This is a genomic window from Stenotrophomonas sp. TWI1409, assembly GCF_039673015.1.
GTDB lineage: Bacteria > Pseudomonadota > Gammaproteobacteria > Xanthomonadales > Xanthomonadaceae > Stenotrophomonas > Stenotrophomonas maltophilia_A.
Window position 1 is genome coordinate 55842 of sequence record NZ_JBDJKU010000010.1, and the last position, 24644, is coordinate 80485.

General features: G+C 66.2%; 17 protein-coding genes. 4 read left to right on the forward strand and 13 right to left on the reverse strand.

Going from position 1 to position 24644, the window contains the following annotated elements; all coding sequences use genetic code 11:
- Window positions 1–50: 50 nt before the first annotated feature.
- The 4 genes from ABE423_RS05545 to betI form a co-directional block, all read right to left on the reverse strand.
- Entirely contained in the window at window positions 51–1727 is a 1677-nt protein-coding gene (locus ABE423_RS05545; protein ID WP_032129834.1) for a long-chain fatty acid--CoA ligase, read from the reverse strand.
- A gap of 280 nt (window positions 1728–2007) precedes the next feature.
- On the reverse strand, window positions 2008–3690 hold the full coding sequence (gene betA, locus ABE423_RS05550; RefSeq protein WP_180837609.1) for a choline dehydrogenase: 1683 nt from the start codon (window positions 3688–3690) through the stop codon (window positions 2008–2010).
- 101 nt (window positions 3691–3791) lie between these two features.
- The gene (gene betB / locus ABE423_RS05555) at window positions 3792–5264 is read right to left on the reverse strand and encodes a betaine-aldehyde dehydrogenase (RefSeq protein ID WP_346485308.1); all 1473 of its coding nucleotides are present in this window, start codon (window positions 5262–5264) and stop codon (window positions 3792–3794) included.
- A 38-nt stretch (window positions 5265–5302) separates the two neighbouring features.
- Window positions 5303–5893, reverse strand: a complete 591-nt coding sequence (betI, locus tag ABE423_RS05560; protein WP_005416394.1) for a transcriptional regulator BetI — start codon at window positions 5891–5893, stop codon at window positions 5303–5305.
- A 170-nt stretch (window positions 5894–6063) separates the two neighbouring features.
- Here betI and ABE423_RS05565 point away from each other — a divergent pair, with 170 nt between their 5' ends.
- Entirely contained in the window at window positions 6064–7614 is a 1551-nt protein-coding gene (locus ABE423_RS05565; RefSeq protein WP_049424629.1) for a BCCT family transporter, read from the forward strand.
- A 188-nt stretch (window positions 7615–7802) separates the two neighbouring features.
- On the opposite strand, the gene acnA is transcribed toward ABE423_RS05565, so the two are convergent.
- Entirely contained in the window at window positions 7803–10559 is a 2757-nt protein-coding gene (gene acnA, locus ABE423_RS05570) for an aconitate hydratase AcnA (RefSeq protein WP_346485310.1), read from the reverse strand.
- Between the two features lie 302 nt (window positions 10560–10861).
- Here acnA and ABE423_RS05575 point away from each other — a divergent pair, with 302 nt between their 5' ends.
- Genes ABE423_RS05575 through acnB form a run of 3 tightly spaced genes read left to right on the forward strand, consistent with a single transcriptional unit; the run spans window position 10862 to window position 14123 of the window.
- Window positions 10862–11086, forward strand: a complete 225-nt coding sequence (locus ABE423_RS05575; protein WP_005409505.1) for an AbrB/MazE/SpoVT family DNA-binding domain-containing protein — start codon at window positions 10862–10864, stop codon at window positions 11084–11086.
- A 6-nt stretch (window positions 11087–11092) separates the two neighbouring features.
- Entirely contained in the window at window positions 11093–11491 is a 399-nt protein-coding gene (locus ABE423_RS05580) for a type II toxin-antitoxin system VapC family toxin (RefSeq protein ID WP_008267153.1), read from the forward strand.
- A gap of 40 nt (window positions 11492–11531) precedes the next feature.
- On the forward strand, window positions 11532–14123 hold the full coding sequence (gene acnB, locus ABE423_RS05585; RefSeq protein WP_049424625.1) for a bifunctional aconitate hydratase 2/2-methylisocitrate dehydratase: 2592 nt from the start codon (window positions 11532–11534) through the stop codon (window positions 14121–14123).
- Window positions 14124–14395: 272 nt separating this feature from the next.
- Here acnB and ABE423_RS05590 read toward each other — a convergent pair whose 3' ends face one another.
- The 8 genes from ABE423_RS05590 to ABE423_RS05625 all read right to left on the reverse strand — a co-directional run bounded on the left by ABE423_RS05590 (window position 14396) and on the right by ABE423_RS05625 (window position 24484).
- Window positions 14396–15469 (reverse strand): chemotaxis response regulator protein-glutamate methylesterase, encoded by a 1074-nt coding sequence (locus ABE423_RS05590; RefSeq protein WP_108270017.1) that lies wholly within the window; start codon window positions 15467–15469, stop codon window positions 14396–14398.
- Window positions 15466–16062 (reverse strand): chemoreceptor glutamine deamidase CheD, encoded by a 597-nt coding sequence (cheD, locus tag ABE423_RS05595; RefSeq protein WP_008264676.1) that lies wholly within the window; start codon window positions 16060–16062, stop codon window positions 15466–15468. Before cheD ends, ABE423_RS05590 begins: the two co-directional genes overlap by 4 nt.
- Window positions 16059–16928 (reverse strand): CheR family methyltransferase, encoded by an 870-nt coding sequence (locus ABE423_RS05600; RefSeq protein ID WP_088025867.1) that lies wholly within the window; start codon window positions 16926–16928, stop codon window positions 16059–16061. The genes cheD and ABE423_RS05600 overlap by 4 nt, the downstream gene beginning before the upstream one ends.
- Before the next feature lie 37 nt (window positions 16929–16965).
- Entirely contained in the window at window positions 16966–19239 is a 2274-nt protein-coding gene (locus ABE423_RS05605) for a methyl-accepting chemotaxis protein (RefSeq protein ID WP_346485314.1), read from the reverse strand.
- 737 nt (window positions 19240–19976) lie between these two features.
- Window positions 19977–22355: a methyl-accepting chemotaxis protein gene (locus ABE423_RS05610; RefSeq protein ID WP_346485316.1), complete on the reverse strand. Its 2379-nt coding sequence runs from the start codon at window positions 22353–22355 to the stop codon at window positions 19977–19979.
- Window positions 22356–22456: 101 nt separating this feature from the next.
- A complete protein-coding gene (locus ABE423_RS05615; protein ID WP_010482470.1) occupies window positions 22457–22840 on the reverse strand; it encodes a hypothetical protein in 384 nt (127 codons plus the stop codon).
- A gap of 136 nt (window positions 22841–22976) precedes the next feature.
- The gene (locus ABE423_RS05620; protein ID WP_049401162.1) at window positions 22977–23468 is read right to left on the reverse strand and encodes a chemotaxis protein CheW; all 492 of its coding nucleotides are present in this window, start codon (window positions 23466–23468) and stop codon (window positions 22977–22979) included.
- 242 nt (window positions 23469–23710) lie between these two features.
- Complete coding sequence (locus ABE423_RS05625) at window positions 23711–24484, reverse strand: flagellar brake protein (RefSeq protein ID WP_346485319.1); 774 nt, start codon at window positions 24482–24484, stop codon at window positions 23711–23713.
- Window positions 24485–24644: the final 160 nt, after the last annotated feature.

The following is a 24644-nucleotide window of genomic DNA, read 5'->3' on the forward strand; positions in this document are numbered from 1 at the left end:
CCCCGCCGTCTCCGGCGGGGTCCCTGTACTCTCCCGTTGCCCGGAAACCCTTACTGGGCGGGCGTATCACGCAGCTCGCGACGGAGGATCTTGCCGACGTTGGTCTTCGGCAGCTCCTTTCGGAATTCTACGATTCTGGGGTGCTTGTAACCGGTCAGGTTTGCCCGCGCATGTTCCTTGACCATTTCTGCGGTCAGGTTCGGGTCCTTCTTCACGATCACGACCTTGACCACTTCGCCGGACTTTTCGTCCGGGACACCGACGGCGGCGACTTCCAGCACGCCCGGCATCATCGCGATGACGTCTTCGACCTCATTCGGGTACACGTTGAAGCCGGACACCAGGATCATGTCCTTCTTGCGGTCGACGATGTAGAAGAAGCCCTGTTCGTCCATCTTCGCCATGTCGCCGGTGTGCAGCCAGCCGTCCGCATCGATGGCGGTGGCGGTTTCTTCCGGACGCTGCCAGTAGCCCTTCATCACCTGCGGGCCCTTGATGCACAGCTCGCCCACTTCGCCCAGCGCCAGGATGTTGCCGTTGTCGTCCTTGATGCAGGCATCGGTGGACGGGATCGGCAGGCCGATGGCACCGTTGTACTCGGGCAGGGTGAGCGGATTGATGCAGGCCGCGGGCGAGGTCTCGGTCAGGCCATAGGCTTCGACCAGGGTCACGCCGGTGACCTTCTTCCAGCGTTCGGCCACGGCACGTTGCACCGCCATGCCGCCGCCCAGGGTGAATTTGACCGAAGAGAAGTCGATCTCGTCGAAGCCCGGGGTGTTGAGCAGGCCGTTGAACAGCGTGTTGACGCCGGTGATGGCGGTGAAGCGGGTGCCCTTGAGCTCCTTGACGAAGCCCTTCATGTCGCGTGGGTTGGTGATCAGGTGGTTGCAGCCACCGAACTTCATGAAGACCAGGCCGTTCGCGGTCAACGCGAAGATGTGGTACAGCGGCAGGGCAGTGATGATCACTTCCTTGCCCGGCTCGATGCCCGAGGTGGACAGCCACGCCGACGCCTGCTGCATGTTGGCGATCAGGTTGCGGTTGGTCAGCATCGCGCCCTTGGCCACGCCGGTGGTCCCGCCGGTGTACTGCAGGAAGGCAATGTCGTCGTGGTCGATCTCGACCGGCGGAAGCGCGTGGCGGCTGCCCAGCTTGAGCGCCTGCTTGAAGCGGACGGCGCCCTTGATGTGGTAGTTGGGCACCATCTTCTTGATGTACTTCAGCACGAAGTTGACGATCGCGCCCTTGGCGCCGAGCAGGTCGCCCAGGCCGGTGGTGACCACGTGCTTGACCGGTGTATCGGCGATGACCTGTTCGACGGTGTCGCCGAAGTTGTCGACCACCACCAGGGCACTGACGCCGGCATCAACCAGCTGGTGCTTGAGTTCGCGCGCGGTGTACAGCGGGTTGACGTTGACCACGGTCAGGCCGGCGCGCAGCACGCCGAAGGTGGCCACCGGGTACTGCAGGCAGTTGGGCATCATCAGGGCGACGCGGTCACCCTTCTTGAGCTTGAGCTCACCCAGCAGGTAGGCGGCGAACTGGGTGACCAGCGCGTCCGTCTCACCATAGGTGAGGACCTTGCCGAAGCTGGAGTAGGCGGGACGGTCGCGGAATTTCGCGACGGAAGCGTCGAAGACCGAGGCGACCGAATGGAATTCGTTGACGTCGATTTCGGCGGGAACGCCTTTCGGATAGCTCTGCAGCCAGGGACGATCCAGACTCATATTCCCCCTCCAGGAATCGTGATGTTTTAGGTTACGGCCCTGAGCGTATCGACAATGGCCGTTCATTGCAGCATACCCCGCCGTAGGGAAAACGCGAAGAGGCCCCGAAGGGCCTCTTTGCTTGGTAATGCCGGCCGGTGGGCGGCCTCTGCGGGCGGTCGGGGTTGCGGGGGGTGGCGGGCCGCGGGCGGGCGGGGGGCGGCACTGGGGGCTGTTGGGGGTTTGGGGGGGTGGCGGCCCCGGGCCCGGCAGTACCGTGGCCACAAGCGGGGCGCTTGCGTCAGCTCTGCTTGCGTACCGGTGCGCCGTTGGCCTTGTAGTACGGCGCGGTGCTGCGGGCCAGCGGGGTGCGGCCACGGATCACGTCGGCCAGCTTCTCGGCCATCATGATGGTCGGTGCGTTGAGGTTGCCGGTCACCACCTGCGGCATGATCGAGGCATCGACGATGCGCAGGCCTTCCAGCCCGTGCACGCGGCCCTGGCCGTCGACCACCGCCATCGGGTCATCGGCATGGCCCATCTTGTTCGAGCACGACGGGTGGTAGGCGGTCTCGGCATGCTCGCGGACGAACGCATCGATCTGCGCATCGGTCTGCAGTGCGCTGCCCGGCGAGATCTCGCGGCCGCTGTACGGCGCCAGTGCCGGCTGCGCGAAGATCTCGCGGGTGATCCGGATCGCCGCGCGGAACTCGCGCCAGTCCTGGTCGTGCGACATGTAGTTGAACAGGATGCTCGGATGTTCGCGCGGATCCTTCGAACGCACGTGGATGCGGCCGCGGCTGGGCGAGCGCATCGAACCGACGTGCATCTGGAAGCTGTGTGCCTTGATCGGGTTGGAGCCGTTGTAATTGATCGCCACCGGCAGGAAGTGATACTGCAGGTTCGGCCAGTCGAATTCGGCGTCGCTGCGGATGAAGCCACCGGCCTCGAACTGGTTGCTGGCGCCGATGCCGGTGCCCAGGAACAGCCACTCGGCACCGATGGCCGGCTGGTTGTACAGCTTCAGAGCCGGGGCCAGCGAGACGGGTTTCTTGCACTCGTACTGCAGGTACATCTCCAGGTGATCCTGCAGGTTGGCGCCGACGCCCGGCAGGTGGTGCACCAGGTCGATGTCGAGGCTGCGCAGCAGGTCGGCCGGGCCGACGCCCGAGCGCTGCAGGATCTGCGGCGAGGCGATGGCGCCGCCACACAGCAGCACTTCGCGGCGGGCGGTGGCACGCTGCGGCTGGTCGTTGTGCAGCCACTGCACGCCCACCGCACGCTTGCCCGAGAACAGGATGCGGTCGGTCAGCGCGTGGGTGACGATGGTCAGGTTCGGGCGCGGCTTGGCCAGGTCCAGGTAGCCACGGGCGGTGCTGGAACGACGGCCCTTCGGGGTCACCGTGCGGTCCATCGGGCCGAAGCCTTCCTGCTGGTAGCCGTTGAGGTCGTCGGTGCGCGGGTAGCCGGCCTGCACGCCGGCCTCGACCATCGCGGCGAACAGCTCGTTGTTGCCGGCCTTCGGCGTGGTCACCCGCAGCGGACCTTCGCCACCGTGGTAGTCGTTGGGGCCGATGTCACGGGTTTCGGCCTTGCGGAAGTACGGCAGGCAGTCCAGGTAGGTCCAGTCTTCCAGGCCGGGCATGCTGGCCCAGTTGTCGTAGTCCATCGCGTTGCCGCGGATGTAGCACATGCCGTTGATCAGCGACGAGCCACCCAGCCCCTTGCCACGGCCGCAGTCCATGCGGCGGTTGTTCATGAAGGGCTCGGGATCGGTCTTGTACGCCCAGTTGTAGCGCTTGCCCTGCAGCGGGAAGGCCAGTGCCGCCGGCATCTGGGTACGGAAGTCGAGCCGGTAGTCCGGGCCACCGGCTTCCAGCAGCAGCACGCTGACATCGGCATCTTCGGTGAGGCGGGTGGCCAGCACGTTGCCGGCCGAACCGGCGCCGATGATGATGTAGTCGTACTCGTTATGGGTGCTCATGGGTGTCTCCTGCAGGCCGGGGCGCGCTGCATGCAGGCGTCCCGGCGGAATGTCGGATCGGCGCGGTGGCCGGACGAAGGTGCGCGCTCGGGGCGCGCCGATCAGAACACGCTGGCGTAGTCGCCCAGTTCCACCTGCACCGACTTGATGCGGGTGTAGTGGCCGAGGGTGGAGAGGCCGTTCTCACGGCCGACGCCGGATTCCTTGTAGCCGCCGACCGGCATTTCGGCCGGCGATTCGCCCCAGGTGTTGATCCAGCAGATGCCGGCTTCCAGGCGGTGGATGATGCGGTGGGCGCGGCTGACGTCCTTGCTGACTACGCCGGCGGCGAGGCCGAAGGTGGTGTCGTTGGCACGACGCACCACTTCGTCTTCGTCGTCGTAGGCAAGGATGCTCATCACCGGCCCGAAGATCTCTTCCTTGACGATGGTCATGTCATCGCGGCAGTCGGAGAACACGGTCGGCAGCACGTAGGCGCCATTGGCCAGCGCGCCTTCGGTGGCACGGCCGCCGCCGGTCAGCAGGCGGGCGCCTTCGGCCTTGCCGCTTTCGATGTAGCGCAGCACGTTTTCCATGTGCGGGAAGCTGGTCAGCGGGCCGAAGTTGGTCTCGGCGGCCATCGGGTCGCCGATGCGGATGCGCTTGACGCGCTCGACCACGGCGGCTTCGAACGCGGCCAGCATGCTGCGCGGCACGAACACGCGGGTGCCGTTGGTGCAGACCTGGCCGGAGCTGAAGAAGTTGGCCATCACCGCGATATCAGCGGCGCGGTCGAGGTCGGCGTCATCGCAGATCACCAGCGGCGACTTGCCGCCCAGCTCCATGGTCACTTCCTTCAGCGACGAGGATGCGGCACTGGCCATGACCTTCTTGCCGGTGGCGACGCCGCCGGTGAAGGAGATCTTCTCGATCACCGGGTGCTCGGTCAGCCACTGGCCGATCTCGCGGCCCGGGCCCTGCACGACGTTGAACACGCCAGCCGGCACGCCGGCTTCGGTGTAGATCTCGGCCAGCCGGATCGCGGTCAGCGGGGTGACTTCGGACGGCTTGAACACCATCGCGTTGCCGGCGGCCAGGGCCGGGGCCGACTTCCACATGGCGATCTGGATCGGGTAGTTCCAGGCGCCGATGCCGGCGACCACGCCCAGCGGCTCGCGGCGGGTGTAGAAGAAGCTCGATTCGCGCAGCGGCAGCTGGATGCCTTCGATGGCGGTGGCCAGGCCGGCGTAGTACTCGACCACGTCGGCGCCGGTGACGATGTCCACGGTGGTGGTTTCGGCCAGCGCCTTGCCGGTGTCCAGGGTTTCCAGGTACGCCAGTTCGTCGTTGCGCTCGCGCAGGATCTCGACGGCGCGGCGCAGGATGCGCGAGCGTTCCATGGCGGTCATCGCCGCCCACACCTTCTGGCCTTCGGCCGCGCTCTGCACGGCGCGTTCGACGTCGGCCTGGCTGGCGACCTGCACTTCAGCGATCACGTCACCGGTGGCCGGGTTCACGGTCCTGAAGGTCTTGCCGCTGGTGGCATCGACGCGCTGGCCGTGGATGTAGAGCTGTTGGACGGGCAGGGTGGTCATGGGGCGTACTCCTTGGAAGGGGGCGGGTGCTGAAGCGCTTATAGCGCGACAGCCTGCAACTGGAAGTCGATGTAGCCGTAAGCAATGCGCCGGGACTTCTCGGCGTTGAACTGGCCGCCGACCAGGCTGCCGCGCAGCCAGAGGCCGTCGATCATCGCGGCCAGGCCACGGGCGGCCAGGCGGGCCTGCGGGTGGGGCAGCAGGCGGTTGAACTGGTGGCACAGGTTGGAGAACAGGCGCTGGTCGTTGGCGCGCTGCAGCCGGGCCAGTTCCGGCTGGTGCATGCTGGCGGCCCAGAAGGTCAGCCAGACGCGCATCGCGGTGCCGTTGATCTGGCTGTCGTCGAAGTTGCCATCGACGATGGCGCGCAGCTGCTCGCGCGGGTCGTCACCAGCGTCGGCACGGTAGCGGGCGACCGCGTCCTTCAGTTCACGCAGGATCTGCCGCATTGCAGCATTGAGCAGGCCGTCCTTGTCGCCGAAGTAGTGGGCGACGATGCCGCTGGACAGCCCTGCTTTCTTCGCGATGGTGGCGACGGTCGCATCGGCCATGCCGATCTCGTCGATGGTCTGGAAAGTGGCCCGGATCAGCTGCTCGCGCCGTACCGGTTCCACGCCTTTCTTCGGCATTGTCTCTCCACGGATTGCGACCCGAAGGATCGGGCTGCCCGCCATTATGCTTTTTATTGATTGAACGTTCAATCAATAAACCCTAGGATGCGCTCGCGCCCCACGCCATGGGCCCGGTTTACCGGTCCGGCCCCGCCCATGTGCCCCCTCGGACTTGATGAGACGACCCCATGTCTTCCCTGGCTCATCCCAAGCGTTCGCCCCTGCGCTTGAACCGTTTTGTCTTCTTCAGCTCTTCGGTGTCGATCGGCATCCTCGGGCTGCTCACCGTTCTTTATCCCGAAAGCAGCGAGCACTGGCTGCAGTGGGCGCAGGCCGAAGTCTCGGCGGCGTTCGGCTGGTGGTACATGCTGCTGATCGTGCTGTGCCTGGGCTTCGTGCTGTGGCTGGCGTTCTCACCGTATGGCCGCATCCGCCTGGGCCACAACGAGGAATCACCGGCGTTCGGCTACGTGGCCTGGGTGTCGATGCTGTTCTCGGCCGGCATCGGCATCGCGCTGCTGTACTACGGCGCCTATGAGCCGCTGGACCATTTCCTCAATCCGCCCGGGCAGCCCGGCGGTACCGTGGCCGCCGGCCGCGAGGCGATGGTGCTGACCTTCCTGCACTGGGGCCTGCACGGCTGGGCGCTGTATGCGCTGGTCGGCGTGGCGCTGGGCTATTTCGCCTACCGCCGCGACCTGCCGCTGGCGCTGCGCTCGGCGCTGTACCCGATCTTCGGTGAGCGCATCCATGGCCGCATCGGCGACATGGTCGATGGCTTCGGCATCCTTGCCACGCTGATCTCAATGGTGACCAACCTCGGCATCGGCGCGCTGGTGGTGCAGTCCGGCCTGGTCTACCTGTTCCATATTCCGGATACGCCGCAGGTGCTGGTGGCGATCGTGCTGGTGATGATGGTGGTGGCCACCATCGGCGTGGTGGCGGGCGTGGAGAAGGGCATTGCCTGGCTCTCCAACCTCAACGTGCGCCTGCTGTGCGGCCTGCTGCTGTTCGTGCTGGTCACTGGCCCGACCCTGCACCTGTTCGATGGTCTGATCCAGAACACCGGCGATTATCTCGGCGCATTCGTGCGCAAGAGCTTCGACATGTACCTCAACGACCCGAAGGGCCGTGAGTGGATGGGCTCGTGGACGCTGTTCTACTGGGCGTGGTGGATCGCCTGGGCGCCGTTCGTCGGTCTTTTCGTGGCGCGCATCTCGCGTGGTCGCACCATCCGCGAAGTGATCATGGGCGTGCTGCTGATCCCGCTCGGCTTCACCCTGGCGTGGCTGTCGATCTTCGGCAATACCGCCATCGACCTGGTGCTCAATCACGGCCAGGCGATCCTGGGTGATGTGGCCCAGCACGATGCGGCGATGACGCTGTTCAAGCTGCTGGAATACCTGCCCGGCGCGCCGTACGTGGCCGGTGCCGCGGTGGTGATCGGCTTCGTGCTGTTCCTGACCCCGGTCGATTCGGGCACGCTGATGATCGCCAACCTGTGCACCCGTCGCGTTGACGATGGCGTGGAAGACGGCCATGACGCGCCGATCTGGCTGCGCGTGTTCTGGGCGGCCGGCATCACCGTGGCCAGCGTCGGCCTGCTGCTGGCCGGCAACTTCAGTGCGATGCAGACCGCGGTGGTGCTGTGCGGCCTGCCGTTCTCGTTCACCCTGGCGTTCTACATGTGGGGCCTGCTGAAGGCACTGCGCACCGACCCGGACGCACCGCGCCGGTGATCGGGCACCTGGCATCTATCCCGATGCCGTCGGTGACGCAGTAGAGCCAGGCCATGCCTGGCTGCGGAGAAACAGGAAGGGCCTGATCCGCGAGGATCCGGCCCTTCTTCGTGTTGTAGAGCCGAGCCATGCTCGGCTGATGCTGTGGCAATGTAGCCGAGCGCAGGCTCGGCTCTACAGGTGACGCGTTACTTGCTGGCCAGCTGGCGCAGCACGTACTGCAGCAGGCCGCCATGACGGAAGTACTCCACTTCCTTCGGGGTCAGCAGCATCACCGAGACTTCGAAGGTCTTCTTGGTGCCGTCGGCCTTGGTCGCGGTAACCGTGGCGCGCTTGCTGGCACCGTCCTGCAGGCCGGTGATGTCGATCACTTCCGAACCGTCCAGGCCCAGGCTCTGTGCGTTCTCGCCGTTGCGGAACTGCAGCGGCAGCACGCCCATGCCGACCAGGTTGGAGCGGTGGATGCGCTCGAAGCTCTCTGCCACGACCGCCTTCACCCCCAGCAGCAGGGTGCCCTTGGCCGCCCAGTCACGCGACGAGCCGGTGCCGTATTCCTTGCCGGCCAACACCACCAGCGGCACCTTGTCAGCCTTGTACTTCATGGCCGCATCGTAGATCGCCAGCTTTTCCGGCTGGCCGCCACCGGCCGGGTAGTACAGGGTGTTGCCGCCTTCCTCGCCACCGAACATCAGGTTCTTGATACGGATGTTGGCGAAGGTGCCGCGGACCATCACGTCATCGTTGCCGCGGCGGCTGCCGTAGCTGTTGAAGTCGGCCGGCTGCACGCCGCGCTCCTGCAGGAAGCGGCCTGCCGGCGAGTCCTTCTTGATGTTGCCGGCCGGGGAGATGTGGTCGGTGGTGATCGAATCGCCGAACAGGCCCATCACGCGTGCACCGTGCACATCGTCGATGCTGCCGGTCTGCATGGTCATGCCATCGAAGTACGGCGGGTTCTTGATGTAGGTGGACGCATCGCTCCACGCGTACAGGTTGCCGTCCGGCGAGGCGATGGTGTTCCAGCGGGTATCACCCTTGAACACGTCGGCGTAGTTCTGCTTGAACATCTCCGGGCCGATGGTGGCGGCGATGACGTCGCCGATTTCCTTGTTGCTCGGCCAGATGTCGCGCAGGAACACCGGCTGGCCATCGCTGCCGGTACCCAGCGGCTGGGTGGTCAGGTCGATGTCGGTGGTGCCGGCGATGGCGTAGGCCACCACCAGCGGCGGGCTGGCCAGGTAGTTCATCTTCACTTCGGGGTGCACGCGGCCCTCGAAGTTGCGATTGCCCGACAGCACCGAGGTGACCACCAGGTCGCCGGTGGCGATGCCGGCGCTGACTTCGGTCGGCAGCGGGCCGGAGTTGCCGATGCAGGTGGTGCAGCCGTAGCCGACCACGTAGAAGCCGATCTTTTCCAGCTCCTTCAGTACGCCGGCCTTTTCCAGGTAATCGGTGACCACGCGCGAACCTGGGCCGAGCGAGGTCTTCACCCACGGCTGGCGGTTCAGGCCCTTGGCGGCCGCGTTGCGGGCCAGCAGGCCAGCACCGATCATCACCGCCGGGTTGGAGGTGTTGGTGCACGAGGTGATGGCCGCGATGACCACCGCGCCGTCCTTCAGGCGGACCTTGCGGCCTTCTTCGGTTTCGATGTCGGCGTAGCCTTTGGCCAGCTGCTCGTTGCCGACCGCGGCACCGCCGCCTTCGTTGACGAACGAGGAGACATCGTCGCTGCGCTTGTCACGGTTGGTGGTCAGGCCAACCAGGGCTTCGCGGTAGTTCTTCTGCACGTCTTCCAGCAGCACGCGGTCCTGCGGACGCTTCGGGCCGGCCAGCGACGGCTTCACCGTGCCCATGTCCAGTTCCAGCGTGGTGCTGTACTGCGCGTGCGGGCTGCCCGGTTCGTGCCACAGGCCCTGCGCCTTGGCATAGGCTTCAACCAGATCGATCTGCTCTTCGCTGCGGCCGGACAGGCGCAGGTAGTTCAGCGACTCGGCGTCGATCGGGAAGATGCCGCAGGTGGCGCCGTATTCCGGGGCCATGTTGCCGATGGTGGCGCGGTCGGCCAGCGGCAGGTGCTGCAGGCCGTCACCGAAGAACTCGACGAACTTGCCGACCACGCCCAGTTTGCGCAGCATCTGGGTGACGGTCAGCACCAGGTCGGTGGCGGTGGCGCCCTCGGGCAGCTTGCCGGTCAGCTTGAAGCCGACCACCTGCGGGATCAGCATCGACGACGGCTGGCCGAGCATGGCCGCCTCCGCTTCGATGCCGCCCACGCCCCAGCCCAGCACGCCGATGCCGTTGATCATGGTGGTGTGGCTGTCGGTACCGAACACGGTATCGGGGTAGGCGACCGCCTTGCCGTCCTTGTCCGCCGTCATCACCACGCGGGCCAGGTTCTCCAGGTTCACCTGGTGGACGATGCCGGTGTTCGGCGGCACTACCTTGAAGTTGTCGAAGGCCTTCTGGCCCCAGCGCAGGAAGCCGTAGCGTTCCTGGTTGCGCTGGAACTCGATCTTGCCGTTGAGGTCCAGCGCGTCCGGCTTGCCGAACACGTCGACCTGCACCGAGTGGTCGATGACCAGTTCGGAGGGAATCTGCGGGTTGATCTGCTCAGGCGAGCCGCCGAGCTTGACCACCGCGTCGCGCATCGCGGCGAGGTCGACCACGCAGGGCACGCCGGTGAAGTCCTGCAGGACCACGCGCGCCGGCATGAAGGCGATTTCGGTGTCCGGCTCGGCCGCCGGGTTCCAGCGGGCCACGGCTTCGATGTGGTCCTTGCCGACGGTGATGCCGCCGTCCTCGTGCCGGAGCAGGTTCTCCAGCAGGATCTTCATCGAGTAGGGCAGGTGGGAGATATCGAAGCGCTGGCCCAGCGTGGGCAGGCTGAAGTAGTCGTAGGTCTTGCCGCCGACGTTCAGCTGGCTGCGGGTGGAGAACGAATCGCTCATGCGGGGTAACTCCTTCTTGCGGATGGCTTGCAGTGGCCCGCGCATGGGCGGACCTGCTTGCGGTCGCCGCGGGCCTGACGGCCCCGGTGGTCCCAGTATGAACCCCAGACTGAATGGATTCATCCGGGCCGGGTTCCGGCCTGCGGCATCGGTTCCAGACTACAGGGGAAGGTGTATGGCGTATGTCACGTTTGTGGCCGATCCTTTGCGAGGCAAGGGCTGGCGGGTTGCCGGTCCTGTTCAGGGTGGAAGTATGCCCAGGGAAGTATGTATAATTTGTGCATACTCTGGAGGGCCTACCGATGGAAGCCACTGTTGCAGAACGCGGACAGATCACCCTGCCCAAGGCGGTGCGTGATGCCCTCGGCCTGACCAAGGGCACGCTGCTGAAGGTCGAGCTGGACGGCAGCCGCATCATCCTGCGCAAGAGTGTTGACGATGCCATTTCACGGGCGCGCGGCAAGTTCGCGCTGGACGGTTTCGAATCGTCCGACGCAGCGGTACGTGCGGTGCGTGACGAGGAATAATCCGTGATGATCGCCGTCGACTCTCCGGTGCTGGTCGAGCTGCTCAGCAATGGCCCGCAGGCCGATGCCGTGGAAGCCATCCTCAGGCAGAGCCTGGTCGGTGGCCGCGTGGTGGTCTGCGGCGCGACCCTGGCCGAGGTCTGCGCATCGCTGCGTGGCGGTGCCGAGGTGCTCGAAGCGCTGGAAGAAATGGGCGTGCACTTCAACCCGATGGAAGCCAAGTCGGCGCTGCGCGCCGGCGAGATGCACCGCCGCCACCGCCAGCGCAGCGGCAGCCGCCGCAGCCTGGACGAATTCATGGTCGGCGCCCACGCACTGCTGCAGTGCGATGGCCTGATCACCTGGAACGACACGTTTTACCGCGACTACTTCAAGGGCCTGAAGCTGATCGTGCCGCAAGCCTGAGCCCACTTTTTTTCAACCTACGCATTACCCGGGAGTTGTCATGTTGGAAGCCTACCGCCACCACGTCGCCGAGCGCGCTGCGCTTGGCATCCCGCCGCTGCCGCTGAGCGCGCAGCAGACGGCCGATGTCATCGAACTGCTGAAGAACCCGCCGCAGGGCGAGGCCGAGTTCCTGCTCGACCTGCTGACCCACCGCGTGCCGGCCGGCGTCGATGACGCGGCCAAGGTCAAGGCCTCGTACCTGGCGGCGATCGCCCTGGGCAGCGAGCAGAACCCCCTGATCAGCCGTGAGCGCGCCACCGAACTGCTGGGCACCATGCTCGGCGGTTACAACGTCGCCCCGCTGGTGCAGCTGCTGGACGACGCCAGCGTCGGCACCATCGCCGCCAACGGTCTGAAGAAGACTCTGCTGGTATTTGATGCCTTCCACGATGTGCAGGAAAAGGCCAAGGCCGGCAACGCCAACGCCCAGGCCGTGCTGCAGAGCTGGGCCGACGCCGAGTGGTTCACCAGCAACCCGGAAGTGCCGCAGAGCCTGACCGTCACCGTGTTCAAGGTGCCGGGCGAAACCAACACCGACGACCTGTCGCCGGCGCCGGACGCAACCACCCGCCCGGACATTCCGATGCACGCCCTGGCGATGCTGAAGAACAAGCGCGACGACGCGCCGTTTACCCCGGAAGAGGACGGCAAGCGCGGCCCGATCCAGCAGATCCTGTCGCTGAAGGACAAGGGTCACCTGGTCGCCTACGTCGGCGACGTGGTCGGCACCGGTTCCTCGCGCAAGTCGGCCACCAACAGCGTGCTGTGGTGGACCGGTGATGACATTCCGTTCATCCCGAACAAGCGCGCCGGTGGCGTCTGCCTGGGTTCGAAGATCGCCCCGATCTTCTACAACACCATGGAAGATGCCGGTGCACTGCCGATCGAGCTGGACGTGTCGAAGATGGAGCACGGCGATGTGGTCGAGCTGCGTCCGTACGAAGGCAAGGCGCTGAAGAACGGTGAAGTGATCGCCGAGTTCCAGGTCAAGTCCGAAGTGCTGTTCGACGAAGTGCGCGCCGGTGGCCGCATTCCGCTGATCATCGGCCGTGGCCTGACCGGCAAGGCGCGTGAAGCGCTGGGCCTGGCCCCGACCGACCTGTTCCGCCTGCCGGTGCAGCCGGTCGATACCGGCAAGGGCTTCTCGCTGGCGCAGAAGATGGTCGGCCGCGCCTGTGGCCTGCCGGAAGGCCAGGGCATGCGCCCGGGCACCTACTGCGAACCGAAGATGACCTCGGTCGGCTCACAGGACACCACCGGCCCGATGACCCGTGACGAGCTGAAGGACCTGGCCTGCCTGGGCTTCTCGGCCGACCTGGTGATGCAGTCGTTCTGCCACACCGCCGCTTACCCGAAGCCGGTGGACGTGAAGACCCACCACACCCTGCCGGAGTTCATCTCCACCCGTGGCGGCGTCTCGCTGCGCCCCGGCGACGGCGTGATCCACAGCTGGCTCAACCGCATGCTGCTGCCGGACACCGTCGGCACCGGTGGTGACTCGCACACCCGTTTCCCGGTGGGCATTTCGTTCCCGGCCGGTTCGGGCCTGGTCGCCTTCGCCGCTGCCACCGGCGTGATGCCGCTGGACATGCCGGAGTCGGTGCTGGTGCGCTTCAAGGGCAAGATGCAGCCGGGCGTGACCCTGCGTGACCTGGTCAACGCGATTCCGCTGTACGCGATCAAGTCGGGCCTGCTGACCGTGGCCAAGGCTGGCAAGAAGAACATCTTCTCCGGTCGCATCCTGGAAATCGAAGGCCTGCCGGAGCTGAAGGTCGAACAGGCGTTCGAACTGTCCGACGCCTCGGCCGAGCGTTCGGCGGCCGGTTGCTCGGTGCGCCTGAACAAGGAGCCGATCATCGAGTACCTCAACAGCAACATCACCCTGCTGAAGTGGATGATCGCCGAGGGTTACCAGGACCCGCGTTCGCTGCAGCGCCGTATCGAGAAGATGGAAGCGTGGCTGGCCAACCCGGAGCTGCTGGAGCCGGATGCCGACGCCGAGTACGCCGCTGTCATCGAGATCGACCTGGCCGACATCCATGAGCCGATCGTGGCCTGCCCGAACGACCCGGACGACGTGAAGACCCTGTCCGAAGTGGCCGGCGCCAAGATCGACGAAGTGTTCATCGGTTCGTGCATGACCAACATCGGTCACTTCCGTGCGGCTGCCAAGCTGCTGGAAGGCAAGCGTGACCTGCCGACCCGCCTGTGGGTGGCCCCGCCGACCAAGATGGATGCCTCGGAGCTGACCAAGGAAGGCGTGTACGGCACCTTCGGCGCCACCGGTGCACGCATGGAAATGCCGGGCTGCTCGCTGTGCATGGGCAACCAGGCGCAGATCCGCGAAGGTTCCACCGCGATGTCGACCTCGACCCGCAACTTCCCGAACCGCCTGGGCCGCAACACCAACGTGTACCTGGGTTCGGCGGAACTGGCGGCGATCTGCTCGCGTCTGGGCCGCATCCCGACCAAGGAGGAGTACATGGCGGACATCGGCGTGATCAACGCCAATGGTGCGGAGATCTACCGCTACATGAACTTCGACCAGATCGAGGAATACCAGGACGTGGCCAAGACGGTTGCTGCCTGATGCGGTAACTGAAGACCCCCGGCTCGTGCCGGGGGTTTTTTGTGAGCGGACGACGCATGGTAGTGCCGGCCGCTGGCCGGCAACCCGTTGAAACGAAGAACCCCCGGTGAAAGCCGGGTTTTTTTTTGTTGCCTGATGGCCTGTAGCACCGAGTCCATGCTTGGCTGCTGTTCGCGCCATGCGCGATGAGTCGAGCGTGGCTCGACTCTACAACGGCATCCACGCATGGCGTGGATCTACTGCAAGCGGAGTCCTTGAGCCGGGGCGCGCAATCAGCCGCGCGCCAGCGCCAGCAACCGTTCCGCAATCCGTTCCAGCGGCACCTGTTCCTCGGCGGCGCCGAGCTTGAACGCGGCACCGGGCATGCCCCAGACCACACTGGTGGCCTCGTCCTGCACCAGCGTCGGTGCGCCGGCCTGACGCATTTCCAGCAGGCCGCGTGCACCGTCATCGCCCATGCCGGTGAGAATGGCACCGATGGCGTTACCGCCGGCGTTCTGCGCGACTGAGCGGAACAGCACATCCACCGCGGGCTTGTGCCGGTTCACGGCCGGGCCGTCGTCGACCCGGCAGCGCCAGCGCGCACCGTCGCGGATGATGCGCAGGTGCTTGCCACCCGGTGGCAGGTAGGCGTGGCCCGGCAGCACGGCTTCGCCGTCGCTGGCTTCGCGCACGGCCATCGCCGAGTGCCGGTCCAGGCGTTCGGCGAAGGCGCTGCTGAAGCTGGCCGGCAGGTGCTGGGTCATTACCACGGCGGGCGCGTCGGCGGGCATGCCTTCCAGCACCACACGCAGCGCTTCGGTGCCACCGGCCGATGAGCCGATCGCGATCAGCCGGTCGGTGGTGCGGAACTGCGGTGCAGCTGGCCGCATTGCAGGAGCTGCTTCCAGCAGGAGTTTCGGAGCGGCCGCACGCACCAGCGGGCGCACCCGTGAGCGCGCCGCCATCTTGACCTTGGCGATGATCTCGTCGGCGTAGCCCTGCAGGCCGCGCGCCACGTCCAGTTTCGGCTTGGAGACGAAATCCACAGCACCCAACGCCAGTGCCTGCAGGGTGGTGTCGGCGCCGCGTTCGGTCAGCGAGGAGATCATCACCACCGGCAGCGGGTGCAGGCGCATCAGGTTTTCCAGGAACGCCAGGCCGTCCATGCGCGGCATTTCCACGTCCAGCGTGATCACGTCCGGGGCCAGGCGCTTGATCTTCTCGCGCGCCAGCAGCGGGTCGGCGGCGGTGCCGACCACGTCAATGGCGGGATCGCTGGACAGGATTTCCGTGAGCATCTGGCGCACGACGGCGGAGTCGTCGACGATCAGGACCCGGCAGGGGGCGTTGCCGGTCAGGGTCATTCGAACAGCTCCACGCCGCCGGTGACCGGGGCCTTGGACAGGCGTGCACGCACCGCCGATTCGGTCGCGGCCACTTCGGCTTCGTGTGCGTGCGGCAGGCGCTGCACCACCACGCGGCCGGTATCGGCGAAGAACCAGATCTTGCGCGGATGAATGCCGCACAGGTCCTCGGCAATGATCGGAATGTGCTCGGCCTGCAGGTACTGGCGCACGAACTCGGCGTTGCGGGTGCCGACCGGATTGCTGGTGAACCCCTTGAGCACGTTGGCGCCGCCGAACACCTTGGCCTCGATGCGCTTGCGGTGCGCGCCGCGCTTGAGCATGTCGTTGATCAGCAGTTCCATCGCGTAGCTGCCGTAGCGCGCGGGTGCGCCATCGCCGGCGTTGCCTTCGGGCAGCAGGAAGTGGTTCATGCCGCCGATCTTCAGCACCGGGTCGCGCAGGCAGGCGGCCACGCAGGAGCCGAGTGTAGTGGTCAGCGCGGTGGTGTCGTCGACCACCAGGTACTGGGTCGGCAGCAGCTTGGCCGCAATGGTCTTGAAGCGCGCGTCCTGGTAACGCATCACATCATCGGTACGCAGCGATGCGTTCATGCGCCGGCCTTTGCCGCACGGCGGTACAGGGTGCGTCCGCAGGGCTGGATCAGGTCGGCGGCGTGCAGGTAGTTCTCCGAGTGGCCGGTGTAGAGCAGGCCATCGTCGGACAGGTGCTGCACCAGCCGGCCCAGGATCGCGCGCTGGGTCGGCTTGTCGAAGTAGATCATCACGTTGCGGCAGAACAGCGCATCGAACGGGCCACCGACGTCGTAGCGCGGCGCGAGCAGGTTCAGCGGACGGAACTCGATCAGCTCGCGCAGTGCCGGCAGCACGCGGCACTGGCCCTCGTTGGGGCCGCTGCCGCGCTGGAAGTAGCGGCGGCGCAGGTCCGGGTCGAGGCTGGTGACGCGGTCGATGTTGTAGACGCCACGGCCGGCCGTGGCCAGCACCTGGGTATCGACGTCGGTGGCGATGATGCGTACCGGTGGCTTCAGGGTGCCGAAGGCTTCGCAGGCGGTGATCGCCATCGAGTAGGGCTCTTCGCCGGTGGAGGCGGCGCACGACCACAGCAGCAGCGGCGTGCGGCTGGCGCGCTGCTGCAGCTCCTCGCGCAGCTTGTCGAAGTGGTGCGGTTCGCGGAAGAACGAGGTCAGGTTGGTGGTCAGGGCGTTGGTGAACGCCTGCCATTCGTCACCGTCTTCCTGCTCCAGATGGTCCAGATACTGCTGAAAGCTGCGCATGCCCAGCGTGCGCAGGCGGCGCGACAGGCGGCCATAGACCATGTCGCGTTTTGCCGGGGCGAGGGCGATGCCCACGCGCTGGTAGATCAGGTCGCAGACGCGGCGGAAATCACGGTCGGCGAACTCGAATTCGCGCGGGCCGGTGACGATGGGAGTAGGACTTTGCACGGGGGACGTGTCCATCGGCAGAGGCGGCGGCCGAAGCCGCCGCGGGTGGGTCTCAGAATTCCTGCCAGTCGCTGTCGCTGGCGACGAAGGTGCTGGCGTTGCTGCTGCGGCGGACCGGTGCTGGCGTCGGAGCCGGCCGCGGACGCGCCACGGCGGCGGCAACATGCACCGGCTCGACACGCGCGGCCACTGCCTTCATCGCGGCCGAGACCTGGTTGTCCAGGCGGAAGATCGCCACGGCGTCGGCCAGCTGGCCAGCCTGTTCTTCCATCGCACGTGCGGCGGCGGTGGCTTCTTCCACCAGCGCAGCATTCTGCTGGGTGGTTTCGTCCATCTGCACCACGGTCTGGTTGACCTGCTCGATGCCAGCCGACTGCTCCTGCGAAGCCGCGGAGATCTCGGCCATGATGTCGGTCACGCGCTGCACCGAGGCGACGATCTCGCCCATGGTGCTGCCGGCCTGGTGCACAAGGCTGGAGCCTTCGGCGACCTTGCCGACCGAATCATCGATCAGGCCCTTGATCTCCTTGGCCGCGGCGGCCGAGCGCTGGGCGAGGGTACGCACTTCGCTGGCGACCACGGCGAAGCCGCGGCCCTGTTCGCCGGCACGTGCGGCTTCCACTGCGGCGTTCAGCGCCAGGATGTTGGTCTGGAAGGCGATGCCGTCGATGACCGAGATGATCTCGGCGATCTTCTTCGACGAAGCTTCGATGGCCGACATGGTGTTGACCACCTGGCCGACCACGCTGCCGCCTTGGGAAGCAACACCCTGCGCGCCGATCGCCAGCTGATTGGCCTGGCGGGCGTGTTCGGCGTTCTGGCGCACGGTGGAGGTCAGTTCCTCCATCGACGCGGCGGTCTCTTCCAGGTTCGCTGCCTGCTGCTCGGTACGGCGCGACAGGTCACTGTTGCCCGAAGCGATCTCACCGGCGGCCAGGGTGATGCTGCCGGCGCTGGCCTGGATCTGGCCGACGATCTGGGTCAGCTGGGTGACGGTGGTGTTGGCGTCGTCCCGCATGCGTGCGAACACGCCCTGGTAGTCGCCGTGCATGCGCGCGGTCAGGTCGCCTTCGGCGATGGCCGACAGCAGCTGCGAGAGCTTGCCGAGGTTGTCATCGCTGACCGCCATCATCGCGTTGAGGTTTTCCAGCATCAGGCGGAAATCGTGATCGAAGCGCTGCGCGTCGCCACGGCGGCTGAAGTCGCCTGCGGCGGCGGCACTGGCCAGCTGCTTGATCTCGGCGTTGATGCGGCCGAGGTTGGCCTTGACCGTGTCGACGGTGGTGGTCATCGCGGCCTTCTCGCCGGGGTAGCGCGCGACGTCGCGGCTCAGATCGCCCACCGCGTACTGCTGCACCACGTCCAGCACATCGTGCAGGGTCTGCACGTGGCCGCCGACCAGAGCATTGGTTTCCTGCACCATCAGCCCATACTCGCCGGGGAAGGCGCTGGCATCGATGCGGTAGCTCAGTTCGCCGCCGTCGTGGCGACGCGCCATCTCGCGCTGGCCGCTGATCACCGCGTGCAGCTGCTGCTGCATGCCCGACATGGCGTCCAGCAGGCGGCCGGTCTCGTCATGCGGCTGCGGGCCGATGTGGCTGTCCAGCTTGCCGCGGGCGATACCCTCGGCGACGGCCGTTGCCTGCTTCAGCGGTATGGCGATGCGGTTGCCGATGAGCCAGCTCAGGGCCAGCACGATCAGTACCAGCACGCCACCGGAGACGGCCATGATAGCGGTGAACACCAGTGCCTGCTTCTGCACGTCGTCCATGTAGACGCCACTGCTGACCACCCAGTTCCAGGGCGCGAACAGGCCGGCGTAAGCCACCTTCTCGACCTCGCCCTTGCTGCCGGGCTTGGCCCAGCGGTAGTTGACGAAGCCGCCACCGGCCTTGGCTGCTTCCACCTGGTCGTAGTAGATGCGCACGCCGTCGTCGGTGCGGAAGTCCTTCATGTCCTTGCCGACCAGGTCCTTGCGGAACGGGTGCATCAGCAGGCGGTAGCCGGTGTCGTAGATGTTGAAGTAGTAGGCATCGTTATCGGCGCGCATCACTTCCAGCGCCTGCAGGGCGGCGGCCTTGGCAGCGTCCTCGCTGAGCTCGCCGGTACCGGCCAGGCGATGGTAGTGCTGGAGGATGCCGTAGCTGAGTTCGACCTGGGTCTTCAGCGCGGTCTTGCGGGTCTCGGTCAGGTCGAGGTACTGCATGCGGGCGGCGATCACCGAGAGCGCGATCACGCCAAGCGCGATGAGCAGCGTCAGCAGGTTGAGCTTGCGCCGGACGGAGAGGTTGCTGAAGTAGTGTTGCCAGCGATGCATGAGATTCATCGAGCAGGACCAGGTCGAAGCGGGCGGGCGGCGCCGTGCCGGTCACAGCGGGACAAGCGGTGACAACCCCGTTATCGGCCGCGCGGGCGGGGGATTGAGGTGCGGTGTCCGAACGTATTCAGGTTTCCTTGCAGCGGCGGCTGCGGCGCTGCCTGCGGCAGGCTTTTGAAGCAACAGCAACAGCAACAGCAACAGCAACGGCGGTTGGTCGGCTCTGAATTTTCAGTGGGTGGCTGGATCGGGGTAGGCTGGCGGGACACGCCGTAAACCCGTCCTTGGGGGCTCGATGGCGCCATCCATGGCGCCAACGGTCCCGCCAGCCCCCCCCGACCCAGCCCGCTCGGCATTCCAGTGACGGACGGCAAGAGCGTTGGCTTTCCAAGTGGGAAGAGGGGGCAGATCCGTTTTCCTGCGGAAAGCGAATCTGAACCCGGAAGCGGTGCTGTTGCTCTTGCTCTTCTTTCTTCAATCCGGGGTGGACGCGCACGGAAACTGTCCGTGGCCGGGAGGGTGGGCTGCGCAGGGGCGTGAGCCGCATGGATGCGGCGACCGAGCTTACATGGACGTACTTGCAGCGGCCCCTGCGCAGCCCACCCTCCCGGCCAACCCTCAGTAGCCACGCGCCTACCGCGACCCCCCCGAGGGGCTTCGCCGTTGGCTGGATATCCAGATACCCCGTAAACAAAAACGCCCCAGCGCAGGGCCAGGGCGTTCTCGTACATCAGGTCAGGCAGGCATCAGAATTCCTGCCAGTCTCCATCGGCCAGTTCGGTGGCCATGGGGCGACCACCGGCGGTGCGGCGGGCCGGCGGGGCGACCGGGGCCGGTGCGGCCGGTGCGGCAGCACGCGGGACCGGGGCAGCGGCGATGCGCGGGGCAACCACGGTCTCGGCTTCATCCACCACGAAGATCGACACGGCCTCGCTGAGGTGACCGGCCTGTTCTTCCATTGCGCGTGCGGCGGCGGTGGCTTCTTCCACCAGCGCGGCGTTCTGCTGGGTGGTTTCGTCCATCTGCACCACGGTCTGGTTGACCTGCTCGATGCCAGCACTCTGTTCCTGCGAAGCCGCAGAGATCTCGGCCATGATGTCAGTCACGCGCTGCACCGAGGCGACGATCTCGCCCATGGTGGCGCCGGCCTTGTGCACCAGTGCCGAGCCGTCGTTGACCTTGCCGACCGAATCATCGATCAGGCCCTTGATCTCCTTGGCCGCGGCGGCCGAGCGCTGGGCGAGGGTACGCACTTCGCTGGCGACCACGGCAAAGCCACGGCCCTGTTCGCCGGCGCGTGCGGCTTCCACCGCGGCGTTCAGCGCCAGGATGTTGGTCTGGAAGGCGATCCCGTCGATGACCGAAATGATCTCCGAGATCTTCTTCGACGAAGCCTGGATGGCCGACATGGTGGTGACCACCTGGCCGACCACTTCACCGCCCTGCGAGGCCACGCCGTGCGCGCCGATGGCGAGCTGGTTGGCCTGGCGGGCATGCTCGGCGTTCTGGCGAACGGTCGAGGTCAGCTCCTCCATCGAGGCGGCGGTTTCTTCCAGGTTGGCGGCCTGCTGCTCGGTGCGGCGCGACAGGTCACTGTTGCCCGAGGCGATCTCGCCGGCGGCCGAGCTGATCGCGCGGCTGGACTGCTTGATGCGGGTGACGATCTCGCTCAGCTGCGCGGCGGTGGCGTTGGCGTCGTCTCGCATACGGGCGAACACGCCCTGGTAGTCGCCGTGCATGCGCACGGTCAGGTCACCCTGCGACAGCGCGGCGAGCAGGCCGGAGATCTGTTCGATGCTGCCGGCGTTGGCATCCAGCAGGCCGTTGATCTGCTGGGCCAGCTGCAGGAAGAAGCCTTCCTTGTCGGTGGCATCGATGCGGCCGGACAGGTCGCCAGCGGCGGCCTGGGCGATCACGCGGGCCACTTCGGCTTCCACCTGCGCTTCCTGGGTGCGGTCGCGCCATTCCACCACGTAGCCGACGGTGTCGCCGCCTTCATTGCGGATGGTGGAAACCACCTGGGCGAACTGGGCGTCGCCGTACTGCATCGGGCGACGGGCGACGCCGTGTGCCTTCAGGTTGCCCAGCAGGGTCTGGTCCATCTCGCCGCGATGCTCCAGCACGGTGACCGGCTTGCCGATCAGCGAGGCCTGCGCGTCGAAGTCCGGCAGGTCACGGCGCACGTCGTCCTGGTACTGGCTCAGGGTCTGTTGCAGGGCGCGATTGGTGTAGACGATGGTATTGCTGGTGTCGGTCAGGTACACGCCGGTGGAGCTGTAGTCCAGCGCGGTGCGGATGCGCAGGTTCTCGCGGGCGATGGCCTGGTCGGTTTCGGTGCGCTCGCGCAGGTCGCGCTGCATGCGCTGCATCGCCTGCATCAGTTCGCCCACTTCGTCCTGGCGGCTGACGTCGATGTGGCCATCGAGCTTGCCGCCGGCCACATCGTTGGCAACCGAGACGGCGCCGCGCACGCTGCCGACCAGGGCACGGGCAAACAGCCAGACCAGCACCAGGCCGAGTGCGGCGCCGCCCAGCAGGGCGATCACGGTCAGCACGGCCGAGGCGGAGTAGGTGGATTCGGCCTCTTCGCGCGAGGCGCGGGCGAGGCGGTTGTCTTCGGTGATCAGCGCTTCCAGCGCCGAAGCGGCCTTGCGGTGCTTGGTGCGGGTCTCGCCGACGAAGGTATCGATGGCGTCGTCCGGCAGGTCCAGTTCCAGCATCTCGGTGACGCTGTCATAGGAGGCCAGGGCATCCTTCCACTCCTTGGCGAAGGTGTCGAACAGCTTCTTCTGCTGTGCGTTGTCGACCAGCTTCGGATAGTCCTTGATCGACTTGTCCATGCTGGTACGCAGCTCGACGGTCTGCTTGCGTGCATCAGCCTTGACGTCGTCACTGGCGCGGATCAGCTGCTGATAGGCGGCGTTGCGGTATTCACCCAGCATGCCGCGCATCTCGCCGGCCATGCGGATGCTCTCCATGCGAGAACCCGCCAGCTCGGTGGTGACGTTGTTCAGCGAGTGCAGGCCGCGATAGGCGACGATACCCTGCAGCAGCATCACCAGCAGGAGGACACCGAAGGTCAGCAGCAGCTTCGGCATCAGTTTCAGGTTGTTGATCCACGGCATGGGCGTTGCGAGCTCCTAAGGCAGACGCGCCCGGGCATCGGGCCCGGTTGCAGCAGAAACCACGCCGGCACCAGGTCCGGCGTGGTTCGACGGACAGCGGATTACTTGATGTTTGCCAGCTTCAGGCCGGCCGGCGAGCTGACTTCGATTTCGGCGCGCGAGGCGTCGCGCTGGATCTTGCCGATCACGCAGACGGTCTTGCCTTCCAGGGTTTCCAGCGGGAAGGAGAACTTGCCGCGGTTCTCGCCAGCGATGCGGGCCGAGAAGGTGTGGCGCGGGAAGGCGCCGCCCATGTACAGGAAGGTCGGCTGGCCTTCGGAACCTTCTGCATAGCGGGCCTTCTCGACCTTGCCGCAGACCATGCCGTCCTTGCCGACCGAGCGCGGTGCCAGTTCCGGCGGGATCATGTCGGCCGACTGGGCGAACGCGGCGGAAGCAGTGGTGGCCAGGACAGCGGCCGAAACGAACGCAAGCAGGGACTTCATCGAGGTGTATCTCCGGGGATGGTGATGGTCGTTCCGGTTCTGCGCGCTCCTGCGCGACCGGCTTCTGTCCCCCTATCGGCACTGCCGGAGGGAACTGAAGGGGTTTGTGACCAGAACGTGAAGCAGGTCCGTTCGATCAGGCAGCGGCGTCTTCAACGACGCTGGCCTGGCCCATGTCGGCGCTGTCCAGCAGAGTCTCGATGTCGAGCAGGATCAGCATGCGGTCGTCCTGCGTGCCGATGCCGGAGATGAAGCGGGTATCGACGGCGGCGCCGAATTCAGGGGTCGGGCGGATCTGCTCGGCCGACAGCGGGATCACGTCCGAGACGCTGTCGACGACGATGCCGACCACGCGGTCGTCGACGTTCAGCACGATCATCACGGTGAAGGCGTCGTAGCGGGCATCGTCCAGGCGCAGCTTCAGGCGCAGGTCGATCACCGGAACGATGGTGCCGCGCAGGTTGATCACGCCCTTGATGTAGTCCGGTGCATCCGGGACCCGGGTCACCGCGTCATAGCCGCGGATTTCCTGGACCTTGAGGATGTCCACGCCGTAGTGCTCGGCACCGAGGGTGAAGCTGAGGAATTCGCCACCGGCGCTGGCGGCGGAGCTGGTCTTGTCGTTCATCGAGGGGTCCTGGTTCTGCCGGAAGTCCCGGTGTCAGGCTCGATATCGGCCCCTCGTCGGGGGACTTTAGGTGCCGGGGAAGACATCCACGCATGGCGTGGATCTACCGGGGAAGATGGGGGCATCCACGCATGGCGTGGATCTACACGGGAAGCGCTAGTGCCGGGCGCTGGCCGGCAACCTGGCAACAATGTGGATGCGGCCATTGCCGGCCAGCGGCCGGCACTACCGGTCGGGAGGCCTTACAGCTCGCCGTTGCGGCGCGCCTTGCGCTGGCGGTCGATGCGGAAGATGTAGCGCTGGATGGCACTGTCGGCGCCACGCGGCAGGATGTCGAAGCGCATGCCCACGCGCTTGATCTCGATACCATTGGGCTGGCGCTGCGGCAGCAGGTTGCAGACGACCAGCTCGATCTCCAGGTCGGGGCCGTCGGGCAGCGACAGCATCGCCGGGTAGCGCTTCTGCAGGCTGAACACCGCGCAGTCGGTAGGTACGGCCACCGCCAGGCCGCCGCCACTGATGTCCACCACCCGCATCGACAGCGCTTCGGCACGGCTCTCGCCGGCGGGGATCAGCAGCTGGGGCGAATCGGTGACTGGCGTCTCCAGCCGGTACATCTCACGTCGCTGCAGATGGACCAGTTCGTCCGGCAGAGGGGCACGGAAGGCGACGTGGCCGTCGTTGTCCACACGTTGCAGTGCCTGCAGGCGGAACCGCACCAGCACGCGTTCGAGCTGGGCAAAGCACAGCAGATGGTCGGCCTGTTCGGCGGCGCGGTTGGACGCCTCCTGCGGGCTGCCATCGAGCAGCAGGGTGTCGTCGCCCTCGTCGAGTTCAAGCAGCGCGGTCGGGAACGAGCGGTCGCGGCCGTCGATATGCGCATTGATCAGTGATCGCTGGTCGATCAACGATCGCAGCAGCTGCCGCAGCTGGCGGGGATTACGGACCAGGAAACGTTCGTCAGCGGCATCAGCCGCGTGGACATCATGCACTGCAGTGTCGTTGCCGTCGGACATGGAATCTACGGTCAGGGGCGGGCGCCAGCACGCGTCGGCGCGAGGCTCGAAGGGGATATCGGCCACTGTGCCCGATTATGAAGTGAGAATTGCATCACTTTCCATGCGTCAGGGGTCGGATCCCATTACCGAAGGACAGGGATACGACCCCGGGGACCTC

Bases quoted from the DNA above. Each gene is read 5' to 3' on its own strand.
- ABE423_RS05620 (WP_049401162.1), bottom strand. From the start codon at position 23,468: ATGAACGACAAGACCAGCTCCGCCGCCAGCGCCGGTGGCGAATTCCTC.
- ABE423_RS05605 (WP_346485314.1), bottom strand. From the start codon at position 19,239: ATGAATCTCATGCATCGCTGGCAACACTACTTCAGCAACCTCTCCGTC.
- ABE423_RS05600 (WP_088025867.1), bottom strand. From the start codon at position 16,928: ATGGACACGTCCCCCGTGCAAAGTCCTACTCCCATCGTCACCGGCCCG.
- acnB (WP_049424625.1), top strand. From the start codon at position 11,532: ATGTTGGAAGCCTACCGCCACCACGTCGCCGAGCGCGCTGCGCTTGGC.
- ABE423_RS05565 (WP_049424629.1), top strand. From the start codon at position 6,064: ATGTCTTCCCTGGCTCATCCCAAGCGTTCGCCCCTGCGCTTGAACCGT.
- betI (WP_005416394.1), bottom strand. From the start codon at position 5,893: ATGCCGAAGAAAGGCGTGGAACCGGTACGGCGCGAGCAGCTGATCCGG.
- ABE423_RS05590 (WP_108270017.1), bottom strand. From the start codon at position 15,469: ATGACCCTGACCGGCAACGCCCCCTGCCGGGTCCTGATCGTCGACGAC.
- ABE423_RS05575 (WP_005409505.1), top strand. From the start codon at position 10,862: ATGGAAGCCACTGTTGCAGAACGCGGACAGATCACCCTGCCCAAGGCG.
- betA (WP_180837609.1), bottom strand. From the start codon at position 3,690: ATGAGCACCCATAACGAGTACGACTACATCATCATCGGCGCCGGTTCG.
- ABE423_RS05610 (WP_346485316.1), bottom strand. From the start codon at position 22,355: ATGCCGTGGATCAACAACCTGAAACTGATGCCGAAGCTGCTGCTGACC.
- cheD (WP_008264676.1), bottom strand. From the start codon at position 16,062: ATGAACGCATCGCTGCGTACCGATGATGTGATGCGTTACCAGGACGCG.
- betB (WP_346485308.1), bottom strand. From the start codon at position 5,264: ATGACCACCCTGCCCGTCCAACAGCTCTACATCCACGGCCAGCGCGTC.
- ABE423_RS05625 (WP_346485319.1), bottom strand. From the start codon at position 24,484: ATGTCCGACGGCAACGACACTGCAGTGCATGATGTCCACGCGGCTGAT.
- ABE423_RS05580 (WP_008267153.1), top strand. From the start codon at position 11,093: ATGATCGCCGTCGACTCTCCGGTGCTGGTCGAGCTGCTCAGCAATGGC.
- ABE423_RS05615 (WP_010482470.1), bottom strand. From the start codon at position 22,840: ATGAAGTCCCTGCTTGCGTTCGTTTCGGCCGCTGTCCTGGCCACCACT.
- ABE423_RS05545 (WP_032129834.1), bottom strand. From the start codon at position 1,727: ATGAGTCTGGATCGTCCCTGGCTGCAGAGCTATCCGAAAGGCGTTCCC.
- acnA (WP_346485310.1), bottom strand. From the start codon at position 10,559: ATGAGCGATTCGTTCTCCACCCGCAGCCAGCTGAACGTCGGCGGCAAG.